Raw genomic sequence first — 12,281 nt, forward strand, 5'->3', positions numbered from 1 at the left:
GCAAACTTGATCCTACAAGCGGACGGCATGTCCGCCGTCAAAAAAGTACAGCCATTTCTCGGCGATTTCCTCGTGCAAAATGTCTTCCAGCGCTCTGGCGTACAGGTTCAGCTGGAATCGATACCGTTCGGTGAGCCCGTCGATTCCCCCCCGATGCTCGAGCACCCTGTCCGTTTTATAATCGACCAGCACCAGCTTGCCGTCATGGCGGAACAGGCAATCGACCACGCCTTGGATCAGCACCGTTTCTCCGTTTAAAGCGGAGGCCTCGAACAAGTCGGGCTCGTCCGGATGCAGGCCCGCCTGCTGCGTGAACAGCCCTTGATGGGCTTCCTCCGCGGGCATGCCGTAGCTGAACGGCATTTCCCGGGCCGTCCATTCGGCGGCCAGCAGCCGCTTTCCGACCTCCGCGGCAAAAAACATGCCTGCTTCTTCCGGCCGGATGACCTCCGCCTGCTCGCGCGTCAGCAGCTCGTGTTCGACCAAACGGCTTACGGTTTCCCTGACGGTCTCGGCGTCGACATGGCCCCGGTCCAGCGGTATATGCTGCATCAGCGTGTGGTACACCGTGCCGCGCTCCGCCGGCGTCAGCGCCGTTTGTTCCATGAATTTCGGCCGTCTGAGCGGAAGCGTGGCCGCCGCAACAAGTTCCGGACCGTCCGAGATTTCCCGGCGAAGCATCTCGTCCTCCATCCAATTTTCGGACGGCTGGTCCTGCAGCGTCAACAGCTTCTTCATTTCGGACACCGAGGTTTTGGCGGACAGCCGGGTCACGGTTTCGTAAGGATACCGCCAGGTCAAGCGTTCCGATACCCAGGACTCGCCGCGGGCCTCCCCGCTCTCCGCGGCCTCCACCGGCCGGCGTTCCATCATGGCTTGCAGCCGCTGTTTCCTGTCGGGAGAGGATGCCTCCTCCTCTTCCCAGCCGCCGAGCGCCGCCAGCGAAAGCTCGTCCGCAGAAAGCACCGATACGCTCCACCTGGAGGGATCGGAAGCGAGGACCGGCGGGGGAGCGGCGTCCGTTTCCGCCAGCTCCCGAAGCTTGCCGGCTCCCGGATGCCTGATGAGCGCCGGACCCACCCAGTCGATGTAGCTGCGCCCCCTGGCGAGCAAATAATCCGGAAGCGTATATTCGCGCTGCTCAAGCACCTGGGCCCAGGATGACGCCTTTTTGCCGACGTCCTTGATCGTCCCGATCAGGTACAGCTTCTCCTTCGGGCGCGTCAGCCCGACATACAGCACGCGCATTTCCTCCGCCAGCAGCTCCAGTTGGGAGCGGCGGCGGATCGCGAGGTTCGGGAGCGTCGGGAAGCTGACCCGCTTCTCCTCGTCCACGAATTTGGGCCCGAAACCCAGTTCCTTATGCATCAGGAACGGAGCGTTCAAATCCTGTTGGTTGAAGGTTTTGGACATGCCCGCCAAAAACACGACGGGAAACTCGAGCCCTTTGCTTTTGTGGATGGTCATGATCCGTACGGCGTTGTCCCGCTGCTCGGTGCCGCTGCCGCCGCCGAGGTCGCCGCCCCGGTCGCGCAGCCGGGACACGAAGGTCAGGAACCGGAACAATCCCCGGGATGCCGTCGTCTGTTCGAATTGGACGGCCCGGTCGTGCAATGCTTTCAGGTTGTTCTGGCGCTCGGCGCCTCCCGGGAGTCCCCCGACCCAATCGAGATATCCGGTCTCCCGGTAAACCTGCCAGATCAAATCCCCGAGGCTGATTCTGCGCGCGGCGTCGCGCCAGTTTTGCAGCTGCTCCGCGAACCCTTGGATTTTTTGCTGCAAAGCAGCCGGGATGCCGTCAGCGGCTTCGGCTCCGATCGCTCCGGCGTCCCCCTTGGCCTCCGCGCGGTCCGCAGGGAAAGGCGCGGCTTCCGAGGATGCCGCCGCCTCCGCTTCCGCAAGCAGGAGCTCCCTACGGGCCTCGTCTCCGGCGGACGCCGTACCGGGCCAAGCGGCCGCCGTCAGCGCATCGTAGAACGATCCGCCTCGAACCAGCCGGATCTGCGCAAGTTCTTCCTCCGTCAAGCCGACGATCGGGGAACGGAGTACGCCGGCGAGCGGAATATCCTGCATGGGATTGTCGATGACCTGCAGAAGGGACAACATCACTTCCACTTCCGTCGCCTGAAAATAACCGCGGGCCTGCTCGCCGTCGGCGGGAATCCCGAGCTGCTTCAGCTCCTCCATCATCAGCGGCCCCCAAATATAGGCGGAACGCAGGAGAATGACCATATCGCCGTAACGCACCGGCCGCATTTCTTTAAGGCCCTTGTCGTAAACGAGCAGCGGCTTGGCGGACGTGTCGCCCATCAGCTGCCTGATCTTTTTGGCAATGGCCCTTGCTTCAAGCTGGGCCGTCTCCATTTCCTGCACTTCGCTTTCCTGCATCAACCCGTCCTGCTCGCCGGCCTGCGCCTCTTCCTGCTCGGACGGCCCGCTGCCGGCACGGTCGATCAGCAGAAGCTCGGGCGCATACGGATCCGCCGCCGCTTCCTCCGGCTCGGGAAACGAAGCCCCGTATACAAGCTCGGCCCGCTCGTCGTAGCCGATCTCGGCCACGGTTTCGTTCATGATCTGGCGGAAGATGACGTTGACCGCGTCAACCACTTCCATCCGGCTGCGGAAGTTCCGCGCCAGGTCGATGCGGATTCCGCTTCCGCCTTCGCTGCCGTAGCTTCGGTATTTATCCAGGAACAGCCCCGGCTCGGCCAGCCGGAACCGGTAGATGCTCTGCTTCACGTCGCCGACCATAAATCGGTTTCCCGGTTGTTCCCTTGAAATCAGCCCGACGATCGTCTCCTGCACGCTGTTGGTATCCTGATATTCGTCAAGCAGCACTTCGTCAAACTGCTCGCGGTATTCAACGGCCGCATCGGAAGGCATCGGACGCTCCGGCGTCGAATCGGGATGCAGCAAAATCCGCAGGCAATAGTGCTCCAGATCGCTGAAATCCACGGCCCCCCGCTTCCGTTTTTCCGCTTCGAACCGGTTGCCGAACTGAATCACAAGCTCCGCAAGCTCCCGCATCAGCGGGGCCGCTTCGTTCATTTCCGCCAAAAAGGATTCGGCCGGGCGGCCAAACAACGCGCCCCGCAGATCGGTCAGCGTTTTTTTGACGGTATCCCGCAGTTCCTTCACGCGCTCCTGCAGCCGGGGATCGGTATCGTCCTTGCGCACGCTTTTCAGCTTGCCGAAGGAAATCCCCTGAAACACCCCGTACAGTTCTTCCCAAGGACGATGATCCAACGCTTCTTGCAGGCCGCGGACCATGTCCAGATCGGCGTCCAGGTTATCCGCGTACGGGGCCGGTCCTCCGGAAGCCAACGCCAGTCCGCGCGCTTGCCGCAGGAGGCCTTCCGCGCCGGCCAGCGCCAGGCGGGCATCCTGCAAAATGCTGCGCACCCAGGCGGTTTCTCCGAGGCTGGCGGCATCCGAAACCGCAAAGGCTTCGGCCATGCTTCGCAGCCACTGATCCGGCCAGGCATGGCTGCGGGAAAAATCGTAGAGCTTTTGCACCAGCAGATGCATCGCGTCGTCGCTGCGCTCCCCGCTGAACCAATCCACCAGACGGATAAAATCGCTGCCGTCCGCTTCCTCGCCGTATTTTTCCTCGAAAAGCTCCTCGAGCAGCTCCTGGCGCATCAGCTCCGCTTCGTTTTCGTTGATGATCCGGAAATTCGGGTCCAAGGGAATCATCTGGTAGTAACGCCGGATGACCTCGAGGCAAAAGGAGTGGAGCGTCGTGATCGACGCCCGGCCCAGAAGGGAAAGCTGACGGCGCAAATGCACGTTGTCCGGCTCCTTCTCCAGCTCCTTGTCCAGCGCTTCGCGAATCCGGTCCCGCATCTCCGCGGCCGCCGCCTTCGTGAAGGTTGCCACGAGCAGGCGGTCCACGCTGAATCCCTGCTCCACGTCCGTTATTTTACGGATGATCCGTTCCACGAGCACGGCGGTTTTGCCGGAACCGGCCGCAGCGGCCACAAGGATGTCGTCGCCCGTTTCGGCGATCGCCTTCCATTGGTCGTCGCTCCATATGCTGCCTTCGGGTTTCGGTTTTAAGCTCAAGACGTTTCTCCTCCTTTATGCTCGGACAACAGTTCCCATACCTGCGTTTTATCCGGTTTGCCCAGCAGATGGTAGTGGTTGCCTTCGACGGTCTCGTCAAATTGGCATACCGGCTTGAACGGGCAAAACGTGCAGGCGGTTTCCTGCTGGATGCGGTACGGTTCGATCCGCACGTCGCCCTCCGTAATCCTCGTTCCGATGCTTTCAATGCTGCGGCGGACCGAAGCCAGCAAATCGTCCCACTGCTCCGGCGTTGCCACGGACGCGCTGCTGTAGAAGCTGCCGTCCGCTTTGACGGCCACCGGCAGAATGGACGAATGCCCCTTGTCCAAGGAAGCGTCCATCAAGGACACCGTCTCCCGGTCGGCAAGCAGCAGCCCTTTCATTTTGAACCGTTTGAGCAGCTCTTCCGCCGCCTGCTCCATCGTCATGCCGTTGGCCGACTGCAGGATCGGGTCATGCACGTGAAAATACAGCGTCCCTGCCGGCAGCGCCTTACTGCCGAGCCACTTCTCCGCATAGGTCAGCAGCACGTCCAAATACGTCAGCATTTGCAGCGCAAGTCCGTAATACACTTCATGCAACTTCAGGTCCTTATGCCCGGATTTGTAGTCGATGACCCGCAGCAAAAGCCCGTTTTCCCCATGGGCCAGGTCCACGCGGTCGATTCGGCCGACGACTTCCATCACGGAACCGTTCTCCAGCTTGAAGGTCAGCGGCGGCAGCGGTTTCCCCGGCCCGAAATCAAGCTCCAGCCCCACGGGCTCGAAGCTGCCGCGGCGGGCATGCTCGCCCAAAATGACGGAGGCTCTGCCGACGATGTTTTTCAGCTTCCTTGAAATGTAGCCGTAGCGCTTCGAGCTGAGCAAAATTTCGCCCTGAAGCATCGGGGCGAGCCGTTCCACCGTCAGTTCCGCTTCCCTTCGGCATTCCTCTGCCGTCAGGCTTCCCCAGCTGCGGTTCTGCTCCTTCAGCCGAACGGCCATTTCGCTTAGCGCGGCATGAAAAAGCTGACCGATGTCCGGCGCCTTCAGCCGGTACAGCTGGCGCTCCCTCAGCTTTAGCCCATGGGAGGCAAAATGCGAAAACGGGCACGCCACGAACCTCTCCATCCGCGACACGCTCGTGCGGACCTTGCTGCCGTACAGCCGGCGGCTGGTGCCGGCCGAAAGCGGCTTCGTCCCGTTGCGGTAAAACAGCGAACGGAGCAGCATGTCGAGCGGTCCGCGCCACTGCGGATCGGTTAAATACCAGTTGTAGGCGTTCCACCATATCTCCGGCATGTTCATACCCTGTTTCCATCGCCGCAGCTGCACGATCAGATGCTTCAGCGTCTGGCGGGGATGTTCGATGAAGGCTTCATGCTCCGAAGCGGGCTGTTCCGCTCCCGGCTGGGCCAAAAGCGGCCGTGCCTGAAGGTGCGGAAACATTTTCGCCAAATGGCGGACGACTTCCGAAGGAAGCAGCTCCTTCCCTTCGTCGTCCGCCGCCGGATAACTGATCCAGACATGCCGGCTGGCGGAAGTCAAGGCGTTATAGATCAGAAAGCGTTCATCCAGCAGCCGGCGCGAAATGCCGGGGGCCAGTTCCATGCCCGCATCCGCAAGCACGGACCGTTCCTGTTCGGTAAGGACGCCGTCCTCCTGGAACACCGCCGGAATGACCCCGTCGTTCACCCCGAGCAAAAAAGCGTATTTGACGCCGCTCGTGCGGGTCCGGTCCATCGTTCCCACGAGCACCTGATCAAGCGAAGGGGGAACGAGTCCAAGCTTCAGCTCGCTGAGCCCGGTCTCCAGCATGCCCGCGAACAGGTCGAACGCCATTTTCTCCGGCCCCATCATCTCGACGATCTGATCCAGCAAATCCAGCACCTCGCCCCAAAGCTGCCGATGCTCCCTGGCCGCTTCCGGACGGCCGCCGAGCAGCGCTTCGCGGTTCCACGCGTCCAATTTCTGGGGAACGCCCGCGTCCTCAAGCAGCCCGTAAACGGCCGTGCACATCTCCCGTGCCGTTTTGGCGCGTTTCATCCGTTTCTCGAAAGCAGCCAGCGGCCCGGTAACCGCCGCCCGGCAGCGTTCCATCAGCTCAAGCGTCTCTTCGGCCGTCTTCGGCCGCGCAGATCCCCCTTCTTCCAGCGACAGGCTCGGGACCGCCTTGAGCGGCCTTCCGTCCGTCCAGCGGTAGCCCTGAAGCCCGCAAGCGAGCGCATAGTTTTCGAAGCGGTCCATGTCTTCGCGCGTCAGCGACCCGTCAAGCGGGAGAAGCAGGTCGCTTTTGACGCAGCGGAACACGTCCTCATGCCTCCAGAACCGCCGGACCACATCCAGCGCGGCGCGAATGAACTCGGCAAGGGGATGGTGAAGCTCGCTCCTTTTCTGGTCAAGGAAAACCGGAACGCCGTAATCGTGGAAAAGCGGCATGACGAGATGCTCGTAATCCGCGAGATTGCGCACGAACACGGCCATTTCGCGGAAGCGTACGCCTTCCTCGCGCGACAGCCGAAGCATCTCCCGCAGCGCTCCTTCGACCTCCGCCCGCCGGCTGGAGGCGGGATGGATCGAAATCGCTTCGCCGCTTTGGCCGGCGTTCGCCTCGTAGCGAAGGCGGCGATCGTACCCCCGCTCCAAATGGGCAAGCATCGGACTTTCCGCGAAACGCGGCGGCACGGGCGGAGCCAGCACCGTATCGTCGATGTCCAGGCCCAATTCTTCCGCCATGCCCCTCAGCTTGACATAGGTCGTGGCGGTCGGATGGAACAAATCGAGCTCATGCGGCATCCGCGCGCCGTCGTAAGGTTTGTCCAGCGTCAAGGAAACGGTGACGGACCGGGCATGGAGCATCAACTGGCCGACCGCCAAAAGCTCCTGCGGAGTAAAACCGTGGAACCCGTCGATCCATATTTCCGCTCCGCGCAAATAGGCGGAGTCCTTCACCGCTTCGGTCAAACGGATCAAATTGTCTTCCTCGTCGATATACAGCGGCGACATTTCCTGCTCGAAATCTTTGTATACCGTCCACAAATCTTCAAGCTTGCTGCGAAGGATCGGCGTGACGCCTTGCGGCGGCAGTTGCTCCAGCAGCTGCCCGACGGCGGACGCATCGACGCAATACCGCTTCATCTCGGTATACGCGTCGCCGAGCTTGCCGACGAACCCGAGCTGCTCGCCCGAGGCCCCAAACAGTTTCAGCTCGTCCTTGCGGCGCTGTATGATTTTGTACAGCAGCATTTTTTTGCCTTCGTCGCTGATGCCGACGCGCGCCGTTCCCCCGGTCTCCTGCATGACGCGGTAGGCGAGGCGGCGGAAGCTGAGCACTTGGGCCCTGACGCTCCCCTTGATCCGCCCCGACGTAACCAGCCCGTGTTCGGCCTGGAACGAACCCTGCTCCGGAACGAGCAAAATGATCGCATTCCCTTGCGGCTCGGCCTCCAGTTTGGCGGAAATTTGATCCAATATGGCCGTCGTTTTGCCGCTGCCCGATCGTCCGATCAGAAAATGAACCGGCATGTTCCTCCCCCTTCATCTATGTAAAATAAAAAACTATGGATTTTGCTCCAAATCTACCTTCCAGTATATCATACACAGCTCAAAATAGAACGTATGTTTGCAAAGATCACATCCACGCCGGTAGCCCTGCAGCCGTTAGCTCTGCCGTGCAGAGCGCTTCTCCTATTTTACCACTAAATTTCCGCCAAGGTTGAACGTCCAGTATTTGCAAAAAAGCGCTGCAGGCCGCATTTTTTCGAAGCTCCTATTTTCTTGCAAAAAAAGAAAGAACCGCCGCCGAATCCTCTCGGATTCAAAACGGCAGTCCGGTATCTTCCCGATTAAAAGGTTTTGCTTCTCACTTCGAAAATCGCAAACTTCAGGTAGTGTCCTTCATCGACGCCCAAAATTTGCGGATGGTCTTTCCCGGCGGCGCGCCATTCGATCAAACGCAGAATCTTCCCTGCATCCGCCGCAGCCTCCCGGATCGTTTCCAGGAACAAATCGGGGCGCATATGGTACGAGCAGCTTGCCGTGACCAGGTACCCGCCTTCGTTCACCAGCTTCATGCCGTGCAGGTTGATGTCCTTGTATCCTCTGCAGGCGCCTTTTACGGCGCTTTTCGTTTTCGCGAAGGCTGGCGGGTCCAAAATGACGACGTCCCATGTTCTGCCGCCCCCCGCGGTCATTTTTTGCGAGGTGTCGATCTTCCCTGCGCCGGCGGAACGGATCTGTCTTTCCTCCAGCCCTTTGACCTGCGACCGGAGATACTGGAACGCGTCATCCACGACGAACTCCACGCGGTCGCCGAAGCCGTTCAGCTCCACGTTTTCCCGCGCGCTGTCGATCGCATGCTGGGAGATGTCCAGGCAGGTCACTTTTTTGGCCCCGTATTTGCAGGCATGAAGCGTAAAGCTGCCGGTATGCGAAAAACATTCCAGCACCGTCGCGCCGTCCCAGTAAGGGAACGTGACGACCTTGCCGCTTTTGTTGACCGGACGCCGGACCCGTTGCCCGTTTTCTTCGACTTCCCGAACCTCGATCCCGCTGCGTTCGCCCCAGCCGGTCATCAGCGGCTCGATGGACGCGCGGTTTTCCCGCTGGTCGAAAAAGTAGCCGGTTTTTTGCCCTTCTTCGATATCGACGCGGATCAGCAGCCCGTTTTCCCGGACCGTAACGTATCTCGGGCATTCCCCGTAGAGGGGCCCCTTCGTCTGCTCCAATCCTTCGAGCTCCCGGATCGGTACATCGCTCCGTTCATAGATGCCGCGCGGGTTCATCACCTTAGCCAAGGCGCCGACGATTTCCTTGCGCCGGATATCCATGCCCAGCGTCAAGAGCTGAATGACCAGCACGTCATCGAACCGGTCCACGATGAGTCCAGGGAGGAAATCGGCCTCCCCGTACACCAGGCGATAAGCATTTCCTTCGTCCAGGAAGCGCTCCCGGTGCTTCAGGCAGCCAAGGAACCGCTCGGCGAAAAAGTCCTCGTCCATCGCTTCGATCTCGCGGTAGGAAACGGCGCGCACGGTAATCTGCGATGCCGGGTTGTAATAACCGGTCGCCAAATAGCGGCCTTGATGGTTCACGACTTGGACCAGGTCCCCCGGCTGCGGATCGCCTTGAACCGACTCGATTTCGTTTTTGAAAATCCAGGGATGACCCTGCTCCAGCCTTTTTTTGCGGTTTTTATGAAGAACGACAGTTGCCAACATGTCCACTCCTACTCATGTCTATTTCTTGATCCTAAAGGTTTGCTCCCCGGCCTCCCGTGTCATGGTTGTCCAGGCAGCGACATATACGTAATACATGGACAAGAATTCGCAAAGGAGAACCTTACCCATGTTTCATACGATGATTTTCCCCGTCGTGTACGGGCTGATCATTTTCCTGGCCGGGATGAAAGTGATGGAAGCCGCGCTGGGCAGCTGGGCCGGACCGCTGCTTTCGTCCTTCCTGCAAAAAGCGACCGCCTCCCCGCTCAAAGGCATGCTGTTCAGCACCGGCATTACGGCGGTGCTCCAAAGCAGCACGGCCGTGACCGTGCTCACGATGGGACTCGTCAATGCCGGCTTGCTTTCATTCGACCGGACGCTGGGCATCATTCTCGGCAGCAATATCGGCACATGCATCACGACCGAGCTGATCGGCCTGCAGATCGGCCAAATCGCGCTGCCGCTGCTTGGCGTCTCCATCGTCGTGTGGGCGGCCGCGGTCCTGTTCGACGAGTACGGGCTTTTTGGGAAAAGCGGCAAAACGGGGCGCTTTATGCCGATACAGCTGATGGCGCTGGCCGCTGCCGGTTTTGCCATGGTCATGCTCGGCATCCGCGTCATGCAGATGATCGGGCCTTCCCTCGAAACATCCGGACTGTTCGGATGGTTTATCGCCCAATCCACGCATAACCTGTGGTGGAGCCTCGCTGCGGGCGCGGCTTTAACCGCGCTTATGCACAGCAGCGCCGCCGTCATCGGCCTGGCGATCGTGCTGGCGGCGTCCGGAACGCTTCCGGTGGCCGTCGGGATCGGCATCGTGCTCGGCGCGAACGTAGGCACTTGCGTAACCGCCGTCATTGCAGCGGTCGGAAGCACGAAATCCGGCCAATTCGTCGCCTGGACGCATGTCGTGCTCAACGTGGGCGGCGCGCTGCTGTTTATGCCCTTCATCCCGCAGCTGCAGCTTGCGGTGTCCTGGCTGTCCGCCGAGAGCGGCGCCCAGATTGCCCATGCCCAAACGCTGTTCAACATCCTTTGTTCGCTCGTCGCGCTCCCGTTATGTTATTTGCCGGCGTGGAAAAAAATCCGTTTTCACGGATAGTCCCCGAGGATCCTCCAAAAAGGCGGCCTGCCCTTGATGCCCTTTAGACCTGAATGCCGAGGCGGGCAAGCGCCTTGCGGACGATGACGTCGTTGTTGTCGTAACCGCCTTGTTCCTGCCTGCTCCACGCTTCCTTCGGATCGTACCAGGAGACGCCGCTGATTTCCTCCACCTGCGGGCGCAAGGTGCCGCTTTTGGCTTCGACGAGATAATAATGGACTTCCTTGTCCACTTCGCCATGGACCGGGTGAATGTATTTATATTTAATGATATCCACGGGAGCAACGATTTCTCCCCTGATTCCCGTTTCTTCTTCGATTTCCCGCAGCGCGGTCTGCTCCACGGTCTCGCCGGGCTCCATTTTCCCTTTCGGGAGCGAAATTTTGCCGTAACGATCCGTGATGAGCTGCACCATCAGCCGGTCTCCTTCGCAGCGGTATACGACGCCGCCCGCCGAAATCTCCGTTCTGGCCATCCCCATTCCTCCCTTGCCGAAGCCATAGTGCAACAAGGATTCCACTTCCTTGTTTGCACCGGAAATGAAATCCTTGTTTTTCAATCCATTTGGTTCCTGGTTTACATCGCTGCGCCGGTAGCTCCGTCCAGAACGCGGACAAGCTGGCCTTCGCATTCATGCACGCCTGCTTTGGTGACTTTCACCCGGCAGAGCTGGCCTTGAAGGTCCTCGGAGCCGTCAAAAACAAGCTGCAGGTAGTTGTCGCTGAAGCCGTGCATTTTGCCCGGGCCATGCGATTCTTTCGAGCCTTCCGGAATAACGTCCAGCACTTGGCCGACGAATTTTTCCGCATAGGCGAGCTGCATGCTCTCCGAAAGGCTGATCAGCTCGCGCACGCGCTCGTGTTTGATTTCCTCGTCGACCTGGTCCTGCATCCGCGAAGCGGGCGTGCCGTTCCGTTGGGAATACGGGAACACGTGCATCTCGGAGAAATTGATCTCCTTCATGAAATTGTAACCGTTCCGGAACATTTCATCCGTTTCCCCCGGGAAACCGACGATGACGTCCGTCGTAATGCCGACGTCCGGCATCGCCTGGCGGATCATCTGCATTTTATTGTAGAACTCCTCGGTCGTGTACTTCCGGCGCATCCGTTTCAGGACGGTATCGTCTCCCGCCTGCAGCGGGATATGCAGATGACGGCACATTTTGGACGAGCGGTTCAGCACGTCCAGCATGTTGTCGTCGATTTGGCTGGCTTCGATCGAACTGATGCGGATCCGCTCCAGCCCGTCCACCTTGTCCAAATCCCACAGCAGGTCCGACAAACGGTAGTTTTCGAGGTCGTCGCCGAAACCTCCCGTATGAATGCCGGTCAGCACGATTTCTTTGTAGCCCGCTTCGACCAGCTGATGCGCCTGGGTGATGATGCTTTTCGGATCCCGGCTGCGCGACAGACCGCGGGACCACGGAATGATGCAAAACGTGCAGAAATTGTTGCAGCCGTCCTGGATTTTCAGGAAAGCGCGGGTCCGGTCCGCAAAACTCGGAACGTCCATGTCCTCGAACACGCGGTTTTTCATGATGTTGCGCACGGCGTTGATCGGCTCGCGTTTTTCGCGGATTTCATTCACGAACGGAATGATTTTGTCGCGGTCCTGGTTGCCGATGACGAGATCGACGCCCGGAATGTCCATAATTTCGGCCGGAGACGTTTGCGCGTAGCAGCCCGTTACCGCGATGATCGCTTCGGGATTGCGGCGCACGGCACGGCGGATGATCTGCCGGCTCTTCTTGTCACCGGTGTTCGTTACGGTGCATGTATTGATCAAATAAACGTCTGCGGTCTGTTCGAAATCCACCTGCTCGTAGCCTTCTTTTTTGAACAGCTGCCAGATGGCTTCCGTGTCGTAAAAATTAACTTTGCAACCTAATGTGTAAAATGCAACGGATGGCAT

The 12,281-nt window shown here is 59.7% G+C and carries 6 protein-coding genes; 1 reads left to right on the forward strand and 5 read right to left on the reverse strand.

What is annotated here, in order from left to right:
* Positions 1-12: 12 nt before the first annotated feature.
* From addA to NYE48_RS19255, 3 genes are all read right to left on the reverse strand, one after another.
* Positions 13-4,065, reverse strand: coding sequence for a helicase-exonuclease AddAB subunit AddA (addA, locus tag NYE48_RS19245; protein ID WP_340999718.1), 4,053 nt, complete (start codon positions 4,063-4,065; stop codon positions 13-15).
* Positions 4,062-7,571 carry a helicase-exonuclease AddAB subunit AddB gene (addB, locus tag NYE48_RS19250; protein ID WP_340999719.1) on the reverse strand — a complete coding sequence of 1,170 codons (3,510 nt, stop codon included), beginning with the start codon at positions 7,569-7,571 and terminating at the stop codon, positions 4,062-4,064. Before addB ends, addA begins: the two co-directional genes overlap by 4 nt.
* 320 nt (positions 7,572-7,891) lie before the next feature.
* A complete protein-coding gene (locus NYE48_RS19255; RefSeq protein WP_445324023.1) occupies positions 7,892-9,265 on the reverse strand; it encodes a class I SAM-dependent rRNA methyltransferase in 1,374 nt (457 codons plus the stop codon).
* A gap of 127 nt (positions 9,266-9,392) precedes the next feature.
* Between NYE48_RS19255 and NYE48_RS19260 the strand changes: the two genes are divergently transcribed.
* Positions 9,393-10,367: a Na/Pi cotransporter family protein gene (locus NYE48_RS19260; RefSeq protein WP_212947223.1), complete on the forward strand. Its 975-nt coding sequence runs from the start codon at positions 9,393-9,395 to the stop codon at positions 10,365-10,367.
* 43 nt (positions 10,368-10,410) lie between these two features.
* Here NYE48_RS19260 and NYE48_RS19265 read toward each other — a convergent pair whose 3' ends face one another.
* Complete coding sequence (locus NYE48_RS19265; protein WP_036712389.1) at positions 10,411-10,842, reverse strand: NUDIX domain-containing protein; 432 nt, start codon at positions 10,840-10,842, stop codon at positions 10,411-10,413.
* Positions 10,843-10,943: 101 nt separating this feature from the next.
* Positions 10,944-12,281 (reverse strand): tRNA (N(6)-L-threonylcarbamoyladenosine(37)-C(2))-methylthiotransferase MtaB, encoded by a 1,338-nt coding sequence (gene mtaB, locus NYE48_RS19270; RefSeq protein WP_340999721.1) that lies wholly within the window; start codon positions 12,279-12,281, stop codon positions 10,944-10,946.

It is taken from the genome of Paenibacillus sp. FSL M7-1455, assembly GCF_038004655.1.
Classification (GTDB): Bacteria; Bacillota; Bacilli; order Paenibacillales; family Paenibacillaceae; genus Paenibacillus_AQ; species Paenibacillus_AQ cookii.